Below are 15,252 nucleotides of genomic sequence, written 5' to 3' on the forward strand. Positions count from 1 at the left end.
GGTCGACGCACCGCGCCCCACGGCCCGGCCACCGAACCACGCGCCACCTGCCAGCGGTCACGTCAGATCAACAGCCCCAGGCCGAACGTCAGGCCCCCCCTTGCCACTCGCGCCCGCTAGCGCGGCAGCCCCGGGCGCGTGCCCACCACCACCGCCACCTCGGTCGCCTTGCCGCCGCGCAGTACGCCCAGCGTGGCACGCTGCCCCGGCGGCAACTGCGCAATTTCGGCCAAGAGTCCCGACGTATCCGTCATCGGCTTGCCGTTCACCGTCTGCACGATGTCGCCCACCCGCAGCCCGCCCTTGGCGGCTGGCCCGTCGCGCATCACGCCCGCGATGATCACCCCGCGCGCGTTCGCATCCATCTGGAATGCCCGCGCCAGTTCCGCCGTCAGGTCCTGCGGTTCCACGCCCAGCCAGCCGCGCTTCACGCCGCCTGTCTTGACGATCTCGTCCATCACCTTGCGCGCGATATCGATCGGCGTGGCAAAGCCGATGCCCAGCGATCCGCCCGATTCCGAATAGATCGCCGTGTTGATGCCCACCAGATTGCCCTGCGCATCCACCAGCGCACCGCCCGAATTGCCCGGGTTGATCGCCGCGTCCGTCTGGATGAAATTCTCGTACGTGTTCAGGCCCAGCCCGTTGCGCCCCAACGCCGACACGATGCCCTGCGTCGTCGTCTGCCCCACGCCAAACGGATTGCCGATCGCCAGCACCACATCGCCCACCCGCAGGCCGCGATCCGGCGCCAGCGTTGCCGCCGGCAGATTGCGCAGCGTCGCCAGCTTCAGCACCGCCAGATCCGTATCCGGGTCGGCGCCCACCACCTTCGCCGTATCCTTGCGCCCGTCGGCCAACGCCACCTCGATCGCGTCCGCCGCCTGCACCACGTGATAGTTCGTCAGCACGAAACCGTCGTGGTTCACCACCACCCCCGACCCCAGGCTGGTGCTGGGCTGACGCCGGCTCACCCCCGGCACCTGCCCGAACAACTGGCGCAGGATCGGATCGTCCGGCAGCGGCACCAACGGCACATTCACGTGCTTGGTCGTGTACACATTCACCACCGACGGCGCAGCCCGCGCCACCCCGTCCGCATACGACACCGCCCCCGCCAACGGCCGCGCACTCACCGCCTGCTGAGGCGCGGGCGGCGCCACTGCCGGCCCGCCCAACCGCAGCAGATCGGGCCGCAAAGTGGTCACCACGAATAGAATACCCAGGCAGACCGTGACGGCCTGAGCGAAGATCAGCCAATATCGGCGCATGTTTCTGATAGGACTAGCAATGAATAAAGTGGACTCCCACGTCCTGGCCAACTGGCTGGACGACACCCTGCAAGCCGCCCGTTTCAAGGACTACTGCCCCAACGGGCTGCAGGTGGAAGGCCGTTCCGAAGTCGGACACATTATCACCGGTGTCACCGCCAGCGAAGCCCTGCTGCGCATCGCCGTCGAACGCGGCGCCGACGCCGTGCTCGTCCACCACGGCTGGATGTGGCGCAACGAAGACCGCCGCGTCATCGGCACCCGCCGCACTCGCATGGCTCTGGCCCTGAAAAACGACCTGAACCTCTACGCCTACCACCTGCCCCTGGACGCCCACCCCACGCTGGGCAACAACGCCCAACTGGCACGCATCCTGGGCCTCACCCCCGAACGCCGCGACGACGGCACGCCCCGCACCTGTGGCGCCGACAACCTCGTCTGGCTGGGCACCGCCCCCGACCTGCCCACCCTGGGCGACCTTGCCGCCCGCGTCCAGCAACGCCTGGGCCGCCAGCCCCTCGTCGTCGGCAACCCCGACCAGCCCCTGGCCCGCATCGCCTGGTGCACCGGTGGCGCCCAAGGCATGCTCGCCGACGCCATCGACGCCGGCGCCACCGCCTACATCACCGGCGAAGCCTCGGAATCCACCTTCCACCTCGCCCAGGAAACCGGCGTCGCCTTCATCGGCGCCGGCCACCACGCCACCGAACGCTACGGCGTCCATGCCCTGGGCCAAGCCGTCGCCGACCGCTTCGGCATCCAGGTCGACTTCGTCGACCTGGATAACCCGGTGTAAAGAAAGTGGGGCGCCACAACGCCCCACAAGCGCGTAAGCCGATTGCTGGCCGCCCGCGCGGCCGCAATCGGCGGGCCCCGCAAATCCCGCACACAATCCTCGGTCTGACGGTCTGCAAAATCCGACATTTGTAGCCCGGGGCGGGTTGCGCACCCGTGTGGCGCGCCGTCGATGCGCCCGAGGGAATCTGAAGGAGTCGCCGAAGGCGAGGACGAAGATGACGAAGGGGCAGTCCGGAGCGAAGGCTCCGGACCGCAATCGTTGGCGCGCCACACGGGTGCGCAACCCGCCCCGGGCGGCCCACGAAGCACCGCGCCGCCACCAGCAAACACACCCTGCAACCACAAAAAGAAAGCGCCCCGAAGGGCGCCTTGTCTTTACGGCCGCTTGAGCAGATCCCGGATCTCGCGCAGCAGCGCCACATCCTCGGGCGTCGCAGCCGGCGCGGCCGGCGCTTCCTCGGCCTTCGTGCGAGCCTTGTAGATCGCCTTCACCATCCAGAAAATCACAAACGCCAGCAACACGAAGTTGATGATGATCGTGACGAAATTGCCCCAGGCGAACACGTTCGCGCCCGCCTTCGTCAGATCCGCATAAGTCATCGGCCCGTTGTATCCCGCAGGCATCGACAGCACCAGGAACTTGTTCGAGAAATCGACAGACCCGCCAAGCACGAAATTGACCAATGGCATGACGATGTCCTTGACCAGCGAATCGACAATCCTGCCGAATGCTGCGCCGATGATCACACCGACCGCCAAGTCAACCGCATTACCTTTAACCGCGAAATCTCGGAATTCTTTGACGAAACCAGTCGCTTTGCTCATAAAAGCACTCCATTCGTGATACGCCCGCCAGTGGGCTGGCGCTATAATACGCGGTTGCTATGTTGTTACACATTCCCGCGAACCCGATGCCGCAGAAGTGATGCTACTCGTAGAGCGGGCGCATCAACAAGGATAGGAAGATGAGTCAGGATACGCTGGTGCATGACGATGACGGTGCGGTTGATCCCAACCTGCCACCTGATCCTTCGCGACGTTTCTGGGTTACCACCGCCTGTGCTGTGGGTGGCGTAGCAGGTGTCGCAACGGCAATACCCCTAGTAAGCACGTTTTCCCCCTCCGAAAAAGCCCGCGCCGCCGGAGCCCCTGTCGAAGTCGACATCGGCGACATTCCCGTCGGCACAATGAAAACGGTGGAATGGCGCGGAAAACCTGTCTGGATCATCCACCGCTCTCCCGAGCAGCTCGCCGGCCTCAAAAGCCAGGACGCCCTCCTGGCGGACCCTGACTCCAAACGCGCCGGGTTCACCCCCAAATACGCCGAAAACGAAGGCCGGTCGCGCAAGCCCGAAATCTTCGTCTGTGTCGGTATCTGTACTCATCTGGGCTGCTCGCCCACCGCGCACTTCGAGACAGGTGGCGGTGGCGGCATGGGCGCCTCATGGCAAGGCGGATTCCTCTGTCCGTGCCACGGCTCCACGTTCGACCTGGCTGGCCGGGTCTACAAGAACAAGCCTGCTCCCGATAATCTCGAAGTTCCGCCGTACCAGTATCTCACCGACACCCGCATCATCGTGGGCGTTGATGAAGACAACAAGGCCTGACGCTCGCGTCGCGCTTTTTTCCCGAATTACGTAAGTAAAACAAATACGCCACGTATTAGAGAAGGAGCCGTTACATGGCTGGCGAGAAAACCGTCGAGACGACAGGCCTGTTGGGCTGGCTGGACCGGCGCTTCCCGGTGACTTCCACCTGGAAAGCCCATCTGTCCGAGTACTACGCACCGAAGAACTTCAACTTCTGGTATTTCTTTGGCTCACTGGCGCTACTGGTGCTGGTGCTGCAGATCGTGACCGGCATCTTCCTGGTCATGCATTACAAGCCGGACGCCGAACGCGCGTTCCAATCCGTCGAATACATCATGCGCGAGGTCCCGTGGGGCTGGCTGGTGCGCTACATGCATTCCACCGGCGCGTCGATGTTCTTCGTCGTCGTCTACCTGCACATGCTGCGCGGGCTGCTCTACGGTTCGTACCGCAAGCCGCGTGAACTGGTGTGGATCTTCGGCGTTGCGATCTTCCTCTGTCTGATGGCCGAAGCCTTCTTCGGCTACCTCCTGCCGTGGGGCCAGATGTCCTACTGGGGCGCACAGGTGATCGTGAACCTGTTCGCGGCCATCCCGTTCATCGGCCCCGAGCTGTCGATCTGGATCCGCGGCGACTACGTCGTGTCCGACGCCACGCTGAACCGCTTCTTCGCCTTCCACGTCATCGCCATTCCGCTGGTGCTGGTGGGCCTGGTGGCCGCTCACCTGGTAGCGCTGCACGAAGTCGGCTCGAACAACCCGGACGGCATCGAGATCAAGGAAGGCCCGAAAGACAAATACGGCCGGCCCAAAGACGGTATTCCGTTCCACCCGTTCTACACGGTGCACGACCTGGTCGGCGTTGCGGGGTTTCTGCTCGTCTTTGCCTTCATCGTGTTCTTCGCGCCGGAAATGGGCGGGTACTTCCTCGAGTTCAACAACTTCATCCCTGCTGACTCGCTGAAGACGCCGCCGCACATCGCCCCGGTCTGGTATTTCACGCCGTTCTACTCGATGCTGCGCGCCACCACCGATGAATTCACGTGGGTCCTGGCCGGCGCTTCGGTGCTGGGCGCCATCGCGCTGCTCGTCAAGAGCAACCTGAAGGGCTTCATGCGCATCGCCATCCCCGCGATCCTGATCATCGTGGCCGTGCTGCTGCGCGCCATCGATGCCAAGTTCTGGGGCGTGGTCGCCATGGGCGGCACCGTGGTCATCCTGTTCTTCCTGCCGTGGCTGGACCATTCGCCGGTCAAGTCGATCCGCTACCGCCCCACCTGGCACAAGTGGATCTACGGCATCTTCATGGTCAACTTCCTGGTGCTCGGCTACATCGGTACGCAGCCGCCCAGTCCGCCGTTGAACATCACGTCGCAGATCGGCACGCTGCTGTACCTGGCATTCTTCTTCCTGATGCCGGTCTGGAGCCGCCTGGGCACCTTCAAGAAAGTGCCCGACCGCGTCACGTTCCACGCCCACTGAGCCCACGAGAATAACGGACTAACCATGATCAAGAAGCTGATTGGTGCCGTGGCCTTGATGCTCACGTGTACCGCCACTTACGCCGCTGAAGGCGGCTTTCCGCTGGACAAGGCGCCTTACCGCGTCAACGATGTCGCGTCGCTGCAAAACGGCGCCAAGCTGTTCGTCAACTACTGTCTGAACTGCCATAGCGCGTCATCGATGCGCTACAACAAGCTCAAGGACATCGGGCTGACCGACCAGCAAATCAAGGAAAGCCTGCTGTTCACCGGCGAAAAGGTGGGCGATATGATGAATATCGCCATGACGCCCAAGGACGCCAAGAAGTGGTTTGGCACGACGCCCCCGGACCTGTCCGTGATCGCCCGTGCCAAATCCGTCAACGCCGGCCCCTCGGGTTCCGACTACATCTACACCTACCTGCGCACGTTCTACCGCGACACGTCACGCGCCACGGGCTGGAACAACCTGGTGTTTCCGTCGGTCGGCATGCCCCACGCCCTCTGGGAACGGCAGGGTCCGCGCGAGCTGACCACCGTCGCCATGCACGAGGTCGAGGGCAAGGAAGGCACCCCGAATACCTGGGAACGGGTCACGACGGTGTACGATGCTCAAGGTTTTTCCACGGTCAAGGCCGAACCGGTAGACAAATACCACGGCCATGCCACCTTCGATGCCAAATTTAAGGCCGCCAACCCGGCCCAAGTCGCAACATACGACAACGACGTCGCTGACCTGACCGCGTTCATGTCCTGGATGGCCGAGCCCGTCCAGACTTTCCGCGTCAAGCTCGGCGTCGGTGTCATGTTGTTCCTGCTGTTGTTTTTCCTAGTGATGTGGCGTTTGAACGCCTCTTACTGGAAACACGTGCGCTAACCGCAACGCCCCGCCAGGCACAACTTCCGTCCCCAATATCGGAGCCGGAAGCGGCGGATAGGGCTGTACGCCTATCCCCGCCTGGCAATCGGGGCCAGCGCCTGCTAGATTAAGGCGCTGGCCTTTCGTTTTTCATAAAGGACTTACCGCCATGATGGTGCTCTATTCCGGAACCACGTGTCCGTTTTCGCAACGCTGCCGCTTCGTGTTGTTCGAAAAGGGCATGGATTTCGAGATCCGCGACATCGACCTGTACAACAAGCCCGAAGACATCTCGGTGATGAACCCGTACGGTCAAGTGCCCATTCTGGTCGAGCGTGACCTGGTCCTGTACGAGTCGAACATCATCAACGAGTACATCGACGAACGCTTCCCGCACCCGCAGCTCATGCCCGCCGACCCGGTCATGCGCGCCCGCACGCGCCTCTTCCTGTACAACTTCGAGAAAGAACTGTTCGTTCACGTCTCGACGCTGGAAGACCGCAGCGCCAAGCCGGACGAGAAGAAGCTGGCCAACGCCCGCCAGAACATCCGCGACCGCCTGGCCCAGCTGGCCCCCATGCTGCTCAAGAACAAGTACATGCTGGGCGAGGAATTCTCCATGCTCGACGTGGCCGTGGCCCCGCTGCTGTGGCGCCTGGATCACTACGGCATCGAACTGCCCAAGAACGCAGCGCCGCTGCAAAAGTACGCCGAACGCATCTTCTCGCGTCCGGCCTACATCGAAGCGCTGACGCCTTCGGAAAAAGTGATGCGTCGCTAAGGTTGTTGCGTGATGGGTGAAACTTCGACCAAACCGTACCTGATCCGCGCGCTGCACGAATGGTGCACCGATAACGGCTACACGCCGTACATCACTGTGCAGGTCGACGAGCACACGATGGTGCCCGTCGCCCACGTGCGCGACGGACAGATCACTCTGAACGTCGGCACGCTGGCCACCAACCGCCTGGTGCTGGGCAATGAATTCATCGAATTCCAGGCCCGCTTCAGCGGCGTGACCGAAAACGTCTACGTTCCGGTGGGCGCCGTCAGCGCCATCTACGCGCGCGAAACCGGCGCAGGCATGGGCTTCGAAGTGCAGCCCTACGAACCGCCGGCGCCGGGCACGCAGAACGCGTCCGACACCGCCACGCCCGAAGCCGACGCGGATGCCGCGCCTGACGACGACGGCGGCGATGACGAACCCAAGCGTCCGCGCCTGACGATCGTCAAATAGCGAGCGCCACGCAGGGGTCGCGTTTTTTAATTACAATGCGGTCCCTGCGCGTGCCCCGGCACGCCACGCCGGTGTAGCTCAGTTGGTAGAGCAGCTCACTTGTAATGAGAAGGTCGAGGGTTCGATTCCTTTCACCGGCACCAATTCAAATCTGGCCAGCGGTAACAACCGCTTGAAATTCCGCGTCAGCCAAGGCTGCGCGGTTTTTTTTGGTCGATAAGAATTCAACACGGACCTTGTCTGACTTGCTCGTTTCGGCGTGTTCGCCTCTCTTTTGCCGGGGAGCGCGACGCTACAATCAAGCCTACTCTCAGGCTTGGCGAGGCTCCGCTGCATGAATGCAAATCATCTTCCAGGAGCACAGCGAAAGCGCTTCTGGCAAAAGAAATCGCCTAGAGAAGTTTTATTCAATGGCCCTCCAATCATCGTGGCAGGTTCCGCCGCGATCAAGAGCTGGCGTGAACCCACGTTCGATCCATGGATATTCGGCTTCGCCACCGCTGCATGCATATGGCTCGCAATCGCGACAATCGTACGCGTTGCGACGGCCCGCGCTGAAGACCAGAAAGAAGGCCCAGATGTCGTCCACGAGGGGCTATACGCTGCAGTATCCACCGTGCACACCATGCTTTCGGAATGGTGCGACAAACGCGGCTGTGGCGCCGATATCCGTGCGACCTTTCATCGAGTTGTTCCTCCCATCCATGACCCGCAACAGATTGAACAGATCATCAACTACGCAGGCTCGGGTGGTGAAGGAGTCGGACGAACGTTTTCAATCCATACGGGCATAACGGGCAGAGCCATTCGCAGCAAGAAGCCCTTGGTGATGTCCAGTCAACACGGAACTGAAGAGCAACTGCGCAACGAATTAGTGCAAGAGTGGGGCTACACGGAGGCAGAAGCACGAAAACTGGGGCCGGGGCGCTACTCCGCAATGGCCGTACCTGTCTTGGACCGATCTGGACAGCACCCCATCGGCGTGATCTACTTGGACTCAAGTGACCGGTCGCTATTTGAACGTAACGATGTCGTGGAAATTGTTGGTGCAGGAACCAAAGCCATCAGCCACTTTGTCACCCAGAGGTATTGAATGAACACTGCCATCAGAAAGCCGTCCGAGGCGTTCGTCAAAGAGTCCAAGCTCATTTCGAAACCGGGTGCAGTCATCAAGGTACGTGAACTGACGCTTACCGACGTGGGCGTACGTGCCATTACCAGCGGAAGCGCAGGAATCAGGCAGGGCGCGCACGAAGATGCCGGTCCGCCATCGCCCTTGAAAAAATTGGCCCCCGCCTGAGTCCCAAATTCGGCGGCAAGCAAAAGGCCCAACCGACTGGTTGGGCCTTTTGCATTTCCAGCAGGGGCATCACCCCAACGCCGGCAACATATTGAACAGCAGCACCATGATCAGGCCCACGACTGAGACGATGGACTGCACCACCGAAATGGTCTTGGTGGCTTCGCCCATGGTCATGCCGAAGGATTCCTTGACCATCCAGAAGCCCGCGTGATTGGCGTAGTTGAAGAACAGCGAGCCGCAGCCGATCGACAGCGCCAACAGGGGCAGGTTCAGGTTGGGGTCGGCGCCCGCCAGCGGGGCCAGGAGGCCCGCGGCGCCGACGATGCCGACCGTGGCGGAACCGGTGGACACCGACAGCAGCATGGCGATCAGCCAGCCCAGGATCAGCGGCGGGAAGGCAAACTGCTGGGTCAGGTGCACGATGGCGTCGCCGACCTTGGCGCTGGTCAGCACCTGCTGGAACGCGCCGCCGCCGGCGATGATCAGCATGATGCCGGCGATAGGCTTGAGGCTCTGGCCCAGTGCGCCGCGCAGTTTTTCGGCATCACCGCCGCGCGGCAGGGCCAGGGTGGCCATGGCGAACAGCACGCCCAGCAGCATGGCGACCAGCGGGTTGCCCAGGAAGGCTGCCGCGTGCAGCAGGCCCGAGCCCTTGGGCAGCAGCATCTCGGCCACCGCATGCACCAGCATCAGCAGCGCCGGCAGCAGGGCCGCCAGCACGCCCAGGCCCACGCTGGCCGGGGCGCGGCCGTTGGCGGTTTCCTGGGTGGCGGTGAACTGCTCGAGCAGGGCGTCATCGGGGCGGGTGGTCATGCGCGGCGCGATGAAGGCGCCGTACAGGGGGCCACCCAGGATCATGGCGGGCAGTGCGGCAATGAAGCCGTAGATCATGGTGGGGCCGACCGTGGTCTTCAGGCTGGCGATGGCGGTCAGCGGCCCGGGGTGGGGCGGCACCATGCCATGCATGGCCGCCAGGGCCGAAATGACGGGCACGCCCACATAGACGTAGGCCGAGCCCTTGAAGCGTTCCTGGCTTTCGAGCTTGCGCGCCACGCTGAAGATCAGCGGCAGCATCACCACCAGGCCCACTTCGAAGAACATGGGAATGCCGATGACAAAGGCCACCAGCGTCATGGCCCAGGGAATCAGGCGGACCGAGGTACGGGCCAGGATGGCGTTGGCCAGGCGTTCAGTGGTGCCGGAATCGGCCAGGATCTTGCCCAGCATGGCGCCCAGCGCGATCACCACGCCTACTGCGCCCAGCGTCTTGCCGGCGCCGTCGGTGAGGCTTTTGACGATGGCGGTGGGTTCCATGCCGGTGGCAAAACCCACGCCCAGGGAAACGATCAGCAGCGCCAGCAGCGGATGCATGCGGATGCGCGAAACGATGAGAGCGACCAGCACCAGAACGCTCACCAGGGCGGTGAGCAGCAATTGAATGTCGAACGAAGACATGGATAAACCCAGAAAAAACGAGAGAGGTCGCGAACCTTCTGGGTGCCATGATAAGGGATCAGCCGGCGCCGTCCTGAAATACCCCTGTCACTCGGGACGAATCCCCGCCGCCTTGATGATGGTCACGTTGCGGTCCAGCTCCGCTGTGACCTTGCTGCGGAACGCCGCCGGATCCTGGTAGGTGGCGTCAAAGCCCAGATCCTGCAGCTTGGCCCGGGTGTCCGGCTGCGCCATGACCGCCTGGATTTCCTTGGACAGGCGTTCGACGATGGGGGCCGGCGTGCCGCGCGGCAGCACGATGCCGAACCAGGTCTCGAAGTCGTAGCCGGCCACGCCGCTTTCGGCAACCGTGGGCACGTCGGGGGCCAGCGCCGACCGCGTGCGACCCGTCAGCGCCACCGCACGGGCCTTGCCCGCCTTGATCTGCGGCAGGCTGGCCACCAGCGTATCGATGGACAAAGGGATCTGGTTGCCGATCAGGTCGGTCATGGCGGGCGCGCTGCCGCGGTAAGGCACATGCAACAGCTTGGCGCCGGTGAGCTGAGCCAGGGATTCGCCCGCGATATGCGGCGTGGAGCCATTGCCGAACGAGCCGAAGCTCAGCGGTTGCGTGGCGGACTTGCGGGTGATGTCGGCCACGCTGCCGATGCCTGTCTGCGGGTTGGTCAGGATGACGAACGGCGTGCTGCCCGCGATGGCCACGTATTCGTAGCTTTTGAGCGGGTCGTAGTTCAGGTTGGGGTAAAGCAGCGAATTGAGCGTGAACGTGGGCGCGCCGGTGATCATGAAGGTATAGCCGTCGGGCGCCGCGCGGGCCACGGCCGCGGCACCGATACCCGTATTCGCGCCGGGCTTGTTCTCGACCACGACGGTCTGCCCCAGGCTCGCGCCCAGCTTGGCCGCGAGCAGGCGGCCAATGACGTCGGTGGAGCCACCCGGCGGGAACGGCACCACCATCGTGACGGGCTTGTCGGGATAGTTTTGCGCGCTGGCCCACAACGGCGCGGCGGACAGCAGGCATAGGGCAAGCGCCCGGGCGAGCGGTTTGTGCATCTGGAATTCCCCTTGTGTTTTATGAAGTGAAGGTCAGGACGGCAAGACAGGCGCCTGGCGCCAGAACTGGGTGGCTTGTTCGAACGTGTGCGCCAGTTGCAGCAGCGCGTGTTCCTGGCGGTAGCGGCCAACGATCTGGATGCCCACGGGCAAGCCATTGGCCGCAAAGCCGCAGGGCACGGAGATGGCGGGATGGCCCGTCAGCGACAGGTAGTAGCCCGAACGCATCCAATCGATGTAGTTGTTCATGGGCACGCCTTCGATCTGCGCCACCGTTTCGGTTTCTGCGGCAAACGGCAGCACCTGGCTGACGGGGCCGATCATGAATTCGTAGGTCTGCATGAACCGATGCATGCGCGCAAACAGGGCGGTGCGGTCGCGCTCGGCCTGCAGCACCGCGGCCGCCGGCTGGGTAAGGCCCAGTTCGATGTTCCAGATCACCGAATCCTTCAGCCGCGCGCGGTGTTCGCGCAGCGTGGCCTCGTACCCCACGGCGAACACCTGGCCGCGCAGCGCATGGAAGGCGGCATCGGCGCCGGTGAAGTCGGGGCAGGCCTCGTCGACGATCGCGCCCAAGGTCTGGAACACGGGCAGTTGCCGCGCCAGCGCCGCCACGATCGCGGGCTCGGTCGGCAAGCCGCCCCAGGTGGGCGCATAGGCGATACGCACGCCCTTGAAGTCGCGTTCCAGGCTGTCCAGAAAGCGCGCCGGGTCCTGCTCGATAGAGAGCGGATCGCGCGGGTCCTGGCCCGCAGTGGCCGCCAGCAGCAGCGCCACGTCGGCCACGGTGCGCGCCATGGGCCCGGCGACCGTCAAGGCGTTGTAGGGGTTGGCGCTGGGCCATTGCGGCACGCGGCCAGGCGACGGCCGCAGGCCCACCACGTTGCAGAACGAAGCCGGGTTGCGCAACGAGCCGCCCATGTCCGTGCCATCGGCCAGCGGCACCATGCGCGCGGCCAGGGCGGCCGCGGCGCCGCCGCTGCTGCCGCCGGCAGTCATGCGCAGATCGTAGGGATTGCGGGTGGCGCCGAACACGGTGTTGTAGGTCTGCGAGCCGGCGCCGAACTCGGGCAGGTTGCTCTTGCCCAGCGTAATGGCGCCGGCGTCGCGCTGGCGGCTGACGATGAGGCTGTCGTGGCCGGGCACGAAGTCGCGGTACACGGGCGAGCCATACGTGGTGCGCATGCCGGCGGTCAGGAACGAATCCTTGTGCACCACCGGCAGGCCATGCAGCAGGCCCAGGGCCATGCCGCGGGCCTGGCGTTCGTCGGCAGCGGCGGCCATCACCATGGCGCGCTCTGCGTCCAACGTCACCACGGCATTGACGTGGGGATTCACGTCGGCGATGCGCGCCAGGTGCGCTGCGGTGACCTCGCGCGCACTGACCCGGCCGGCGGCGATGTCGGTACGCAGCGCCATGGCGGTCATGTGGCAGAGCGGAGAGGGCGTGGCGGAAAGGGAGGGGGGAGCGGACAGCGGGGCAATCGTCATGTGCAGCCTGGGTGTATTGCTATGCGATACAAAGTATTGAATAATTAACTTTATAGTGGCTATCCCGTTCCCGGACAATTCGGGGAAACTCGTGAACCACGCCCACAGAACGCCTTTTGGTCGCTTTTCGGACGAATCCCACTATGGCCCCGCGCAAGCCCCCCGCCGCTGAGTTGCCCGCTGCCGCGGCCGACGACCCGCTCTTCGTTGCCTCGCTGGAAAAGGGCATGCGCGTGCTGGAAGCGTTCCGCGACGCCACCGAATCGCTGGGCCTGACCGACATCGCCACCCTGACCGGCCTGGGCAAGAGCGCTGCGCAGCGCTTCGTGCATACCTGGGAAAAACTGGACTACCTGGTCAAGGACCCGGCGACGCGCCGGTATCGCCTGGGCTCACGCGTGGTGGAGCTGAGCTATTTCTTCCTGCGCAACGACCGGCTGGTCTCGATGGCCGCGCCGCATCTGGTGGCGCTGCGAGACCGCTGCGGGCTGGCGGTGCACCTGAGCGTCCTGGCCGGCGGCGACATGATCTATCTGCTGCGCCTGCCCAGCCGCCAGCTGACGCTGGCCGAAATGCTGCCCGGGCGCCGCATGCCGGCGTGGTGCAACAGCGGCGGCCGCATGTTGCTCACCACGCTGGACGATGCCGGCGTGCAGGCCGCGCTGCGGCAATCGCCGCCTCGCGCCTACACGCCGCGCACCGTGACCGCCCCCGACGCACTGGCGGATCTGGTGCGCCAGGCCCGCGAAGACGGCTATGCATTGACCGAAGACCAGGTGCTGCAGAACCAGGTGGGCGCCGCCGTGCTGATGCGCGATGCGCGCAATGCGCCGCTGGCGGCCATCAGCGTGCGGGCACTGCGCCACGACTATCCCGTCGACCGCTTGCAGCAGGACATCGTGCCGCAATTGTTCCGCACGGCGCAGGCCATCCAGCAGGGGTAAAACGGTCCGCACGCACCCGTTTTGCATTCCCCGCAAAATTTGTGCATAATTCGGCCCCTCTACCTGTTCCCCGATAGCTCAGTCGGTAGAGCGACGGACTGTTAATCCGCAGGTCGCTGGTTCGAGCCCAGCTCGGGGAGCCAAAGAATGCAGTACTGAAGGGCCCGCAACGTTGTTGCGGGCCTTTTGCATTGGCGGGTCTCATTTGAAGGGCTTTTTTGCATTGCGCCCGCCACCCGGCGTAGGATGACGCGCATCCCTGGTCCCACCTGCCGCCCCCATGCGTTCCCACCGATCCCTGCCCGCCCTGGTCTCGCTGCGCGCCTTCGAGGCCGCCGCACGGCGCCTGAGCTTCAGCCTGGCAGGGGAAGAACTGTTCGTCACGCAAAGCGCCATCAGCCACCATATCCAGCGGCTGGAGACGGAACTGGGCGTGGCGCTGTTCGAACGCCGTACCCGCGCCGTGGCGCTGACACCGGCCGGGCAGGCCTACTACCAGCGGGTGCATGCCGCCTTTGAACTGCTGCGCCAGGGCACCGAGGCGATCCGCGCGCCGGCCACCGAACGGCGCGTGCTCAAGGTGGGGCTGCTGGCCTCGTTCGCGACGCGCTGGCTGGCGCCACGCTTGCCGGATTTTGCCGCCGCCCATCCCGAGATCGACCTGCAATTGCTGCCCGATATCGGCCTGGCGGATGTGGCAGGTGGCGAGGTCGACGTGGCGATCCGCTATGGCCGCGGCACGTGGCCTGGCGTGCGGGCGCGGCGTCTGATGTCCGAACGGCTGTCCGTGGTCTGTGCACCGGCCCTGGTAGCTGGCAAGCGGCGTGCGCGCACGCCCGACGACCTGCTGCGCTATCCGCTTCTGGCCTCGCACACCAAACACCCTTTCGAATGGGATGCCTGGGCCCGTCGCTTCGGCCTGGATCTGGGCCGCGCCCAGACGGTGCGCCTGCACGACTACAACATTGTGGTCGAAGCCGCGCTGGCCGGGCAGGGCCTGGCGATGGGCCGTCACCGGATGATCGCCGCACAATTGGCCAGCGGTGCACTGGTCCAGGCCCTGCCGGATACGGTTCTGGAAGACGCCCGCATCGGCTGGTGGTTCATCAGCCCGCGCGGCAAAACCAACGACACGGCGCAGGCCTTCCATGCCTGGTTGGCAGACGCCGCGGCATCTGACTGAACGCATTAGTTTTACTCATATATACCCGGCAAGAATTGATTGGTCAGGGACGGCCTCGGCCGATAGCATCGGGGGGTGCGATTTCCCTTTTCCGTTTCAGAGGTGACCCCCATGACCCGTTCGATCTCCGGCCGCGTGGCCGAACTTGGCCTGACGCTGGAAGCCGCGGCCGCCCCCGCCGCCAACTACGTGCCTTTCGTGCAGGAAGGCAACCTGCTCTATATCTCGGGCCAGATTTCGCGCCAGGGCGGCAAGCCCACGTTCCTGGGCCAGTTAGGCAACCAGGTGTCCGACGAAGACGGCGTGGCCGCCGCACGGCTGTCGGGCCTGGGCATCCTGTCGCAAGTCGCCGCCGCCACCGGCGACCGCCTGGATCGCGTGGCCCGCGTGGTGCGCCTGGGCGTGTTCGTGGCCAGCACGCCGGACTTCAGCCGCCAGAGCGCGGTCGCCAACGGCGCCTCGGACCTGATGGTCGAGGTGTTCGGCGATGCGGGCCGTCACTCGCGCAGCGCCGTCGGCGTGGCGTCGCTGCCGCAAGGGGTGGCCGTGGAAGTCGAAGCGGTCATCGCACTGACCCCCGCCTGATGCC

The 15,252-nt window shown here is 64.4% G+C and carries 16 protein-coding genes and 2 tRNA genes; 13 read left to right on the forward strand and 5 right to left on the reverse strand.

Annotated elements, in window-relative coordinates:
* Positions 1-116: 116 nt before the first annotated feature.
* Complete coding sequence (locus U858_RS0125430) at positions 117-1,271, reverse strand: trypsin-like peptidase domain-containing protein (RefSeq protein ID WP_025139947.1); 1,155 nt, start codon at positions 1,269-1,271, stop codon at positions 117-119.
* 19 nt (positions 1,272-1,290) lie between these two features.
* Between U858_RS0125430 and U858_RS0125435 the strand changes: the two genes are divergently transcribed.
* On the forward strand, positions 1,291-2,067 hold the full coding sequence (locus U858_RS0125435) for a Nif3-like dinuclear metal center hexameric protein (protein WP_025139948.1): 777 nt from the start codon (positions 1,291-1,293) through the stop codon (positions 2,065-2,067).
* Between the two features lie 377 nt (positions 2,068-2,444).
* On the opposite strand, the gene mscL is transcribed toward U858_RS0125435, so the two are convergent.
* Positions 2,445-2,894, reverse strand: a complete 450-nt coding sequence (mscL, locus tag U858_RS0125440) for a large conductance mechanosensitive channel protein MscL (RefSeq protein WP_025139949.1) — start codon at positions 2,892-2,894, stop codon at positions 2,445-2,447.
* A gap of 140 nt (positions 2,895-3,034) precedes the next feature.
* Here mscL and petA point away from each other — a divergent pair, with 140 nt between their 5' ends.
* From petA to U858_RS35085, 8 genes are all read left to right on the forward strand, one after another.
* Positions 3,035-3,676, forward strand: a complete 642-nt coding sequence (gene petA / locus U858_RS0125445; protein ID WP_025139950.1) for a ubiquinol-cytochrome c reductase iron-sulfur subunit — start codon at positions 3,035-3,037, stop codon at positions 3,674-3,676.
* Positions 3,677-3,750: 74 nt separating this feature from the next.
* A complete protein-coding gene (locus U858_RS0125450; protein WP_025139951.1) occupies positions 3,751-5,139 on the forward strand; it encodes a cytochrome bc complex cytochrome b subunit in 1,389 nt (462 codons plus the stop codon).
* Between the two features lie 24 nt (positions 5,140-5,163).
* The gene (locus U858_RS0125455) at positions 5,164-6,015 is read left to right on the forward strand and encodes a cytochrome c1 (RefSeq protein ID WP_025139952.1); all 852 of its coding nucleotides are present in this window, start codon (positions 5,164-5,166) and stop codon (positions 6,013-6,015) included.
* Between the two features lie 151 nt (positions 6,016-6,166).
* Positions 6,167-6,778: a glutathione S-transferase N-terminal domain-containing protein gene (locus tag U858_RS0125460; protein ID WP_006388039.1), complete on the forward strand. Its 612-nt coding sequence runs from the start codon at positions 6,167-6,169 to the stop codon at positions 6,776-6,778.
* Positions 6,779-6,790: 12 nt separating this feature from the next.
* Complete coding sequence (locus U858_RS0125465; RefSeq protein WP_025139953.1) at positions 6,791-7,234, forward strand: ClpXP protease specificity-enhancing factor; 444 nt, start codon at positions 6,791-6,793, stop codon at positions 7,232-7,234.
* A 67-nt stretch (positions 7,235-7,301) separates the two neighbouring features.
* A tRNA-Thr gene (locus tag U858_RS0125470) sits at positions 7,302-7,377 on the forward strand.
* Positions 7,378-7,568: 191 nt separating this feature from the next.
* Positions 7,569-8,327, forward strand: coding sequence for a GAF domain-containing protein (locus U858_RS35080; RefSeq protein WP_232786604.1), 759 nt, complete (start codon positions 7,569-7,571; stop codon positions 8,325-8,327).
* Positions 8,328-8,534: a sulfatase gene (locus tag U858_RS35085; protein ID WP_081821730.1), complete on the forward strand. Its 207-nt coding sequence runs from the start codon at positions 8,328-8,330 to the stop codon at positions 8,532-8,534.
* Between the two features lie 69 nt (positions 8,535-8,603).
* Here U858_RS35085 and U858_RS0125475 read toward each other — a convergent pair whose 3' ends face one another.
* The 3 genes from U858_RS0125475 to U858_RS0125485 all read right to left on the reverse strand — a co-directional run bounded on the left by U858_RS0125475 (position 8,604) and on the right by U858_RS0125485 (position 12,473).
* Entirely contained in the window at positions 8,604-9,992 is a 1,389-nt protein-coding gene (locus tag U858_RS0125475; protein WP_025139954.1) for a gluconate:H+ symporter, read from the reverse strand.
* A gap of 87 nt (positions 9,993-10,079) precedes the next feature.
* The gene (locus U858_RS0125480) at positions 10,080-11,045 is read right to left on the reverse strand and encodes a tripartite tricarboxylate transporter substrate binding protein (protein ID WP_025139955.1); all 966 of its coding nucleotides are present in this window, start codon (positions 11,043-11,045) and stop codon (positions 10,080-10,082) included.
* A 33-nt stretch (positions 11,046-11,078) separates the two neighbouring features.
* Positions 11,079-12,473, reverse strand: coding sequence for an amidase (locus tag U858_RS0125485; RefSeq protein WP_025139956.1), 1,395 nt, complete (start codon positions 12,471-12,473; stop codon positions 11,079-11,081).
* A 206-nt stretch (positions 12,474-12,679) separates the two neighbouring features.
* Here U858_RS0125485 and U858_RS0125490 point away from each other — a divergent pair, with 206 nt between their 5' ends.
* The 4 genes from U858_RS0125490 to U858_RS0125505 all read left to right on the forward strand — a co-directional run bounded on the left by U858_RS0125490 (position 12,680) and on the right by U858_RS0125505 (position 15,248).
* The gene (locus U858_RS0125490; protein ID WP_029954294.1) at positions 12,680-13,480 is read left to right on the forward strand and encodes an IclR family transcriptional regulator; all 801 of its coding nucleotides are present in this window, start codon (positions 12,680-12,682) and stop codon (positions 13,478-13,480) included.
* A gap of 67 nt (positions 13,481-13,547) precedes the next feature.
* Positions 13,548-13,623 (forward strand) — tRNA-Asn (locus tag U858_RS0125495).
* A 137-nt stretch (positions 13,624-13,760) separates the two neighbouring features.
* Positions 13,761-14,663 carry a transcriptional regulator GcvA gene (gcvA, locus tag U858_RS0125500; protein WP_029954295.1) on the forward strand — a complete coding sequence of 301 codons (903 nt, stop codon included), beginning with the start codon at positions 13,761-13,763 and terminating at the stop codon, positions 14,661-14,663.
* A 111-nt stretch (positions 14,664-14,774) separates the two neighbouring features.
* Positions 14,775-15,248 carry a RidA family protein gene (locus U858_RS0125505; RefSeq protein WP_025139958.1) on the forward strand — a complete coding sequence of 158 codons (474 nt, stop codon included), beginning with the start codon at positions 14,775-14,777 and terminating at the stop codon, positions 15,246-15,248.
* Positions 15,249-15,252 lie beyond the last annotated feature (4 nt).

This window comes from Achromobacter sp. DH1f (assembly GCF_000633435.1).
GTDB lineage: Bacteria > Pseudomonadota > Gammaproteobacteria > Burkholderiales > Burkholderiaceae_B > Achromobacter > Achromobacter deleyi.

Excerpts from the sequence above, each read along its gene's own strand:
- U858_RS0125430 (WP_025139947.1), bottom strand. The coding sequence starts at position 1,271 with ATGCGCCGATATTGGCTGATCTTCGCTCAGGCCGTCACGGTCTGCCTG.
- U858_RS0125435 (WP_025139948.1), top strand. The coding sequence starts at position 1,291 with ATGAATAAAGTGGACTCCCACGTCCTGGCCAACTGGCTGGACGACACC.
- mscL (WP_025139949.1), bottom strand. The coding sequence starts at position 2,894 with ATGAGCAAAGCGACTGGTTTCGTCAAAGAATTCCGAGATTTCGCGGTT.
- petA (WP_025139950.1), top strand. The coding sequence starts at position 3,035 with ATGAGTCAGGATACGCTGGTGCATGACGATGACGGTGCGGTTGATCCC.
- U858_RS0125450 (WP_025139951.1), top strand. The coding sequence starts at position 3,751 with ATGGCTGGCGAGAAAACCGTCGAGACGACAGGCCTGTTGGGCTGGCTG.
- U858_RS0125455 (WP_025139952.1), top strand. The coding sequence starts at position 5,164 with ATGATCAAGAAGCTGATTGGTGCCGTGGCCTTGATGCTCACGTGTACC.
- U858_RS0125460 (WP_006388039.1), top strand. The coding sequence starts at position 6,167 with ATGATGGTGCTCTATTCCGGAACCACGTGTCCGTTTTCGCAACGCTGC.
- U858_RS0125465 (WP_025139953.1), top strand. The coding sequence starts at position 6,791 with ATGGGTGAAACTTCGACCAAACCGTACCTGATCCGCGCGCTGCACGAA.
- U858_RS35080 (WP_232786604.1), top strand. The coding sequence starts at position 7,569 with ATGAATGCAAATCATCTTCCAGGAGCACAGCGAAAGCGCTTCTGGCAA.
- U858_RS35085 (WP_081821730.1), top strand. The coding sequence starts at position 8,328 with ATGAACACTGCCATCAGAAAGCCGTCCGAGGCGTTCGTCAAAGAGTCC.
- U858_RS0125475 (WP_025139954.1), bottom strand. The coding sequence starts at position 9,992 with ATGTCTTCGTTCGACATTCAATTGCTGCTCACCGCCCTGGTGAGCGTT.
- U858_RS0125480 (WP_025139955.1), bottom strand. The coding sequence starts at position 11,045 with ATGCACAAACCGCTCGCCCGGGCGCTTGCCCTATGCCTGCTGTCCGCC.
- U858_RS0125485 (WP_025139956.1), bottom strand. The coding sequence starts at position 12,473 with ATGACCGCCATGGCGCTGCGTACCGACATCGCCGCCGGCCGGGTCAGT.
- U858_RS0125490 (WP_029954294.1), top strand. The coding sequence starts at position 12,680 with ATGGCCCCGCGCAAGCCCCCCGCCGCTGAGTTGCCCGCTGCCGCGGCC.
- gcvA (WP_029954295.1), top strand. The coding sequence starts at position 13,761 with ATGCGTTCCCACCGATCCCTGCCCGCCCTGGTCTCGCTGCGCGCCTTC.
- U858_RS0125505 (WP_025139958.1), top strand. The coding sequence starts at position 14,775 with ATGACCCGTTCGATCTCCGGCCGCGTGGCCGAACTTGGCCTGACGCTG.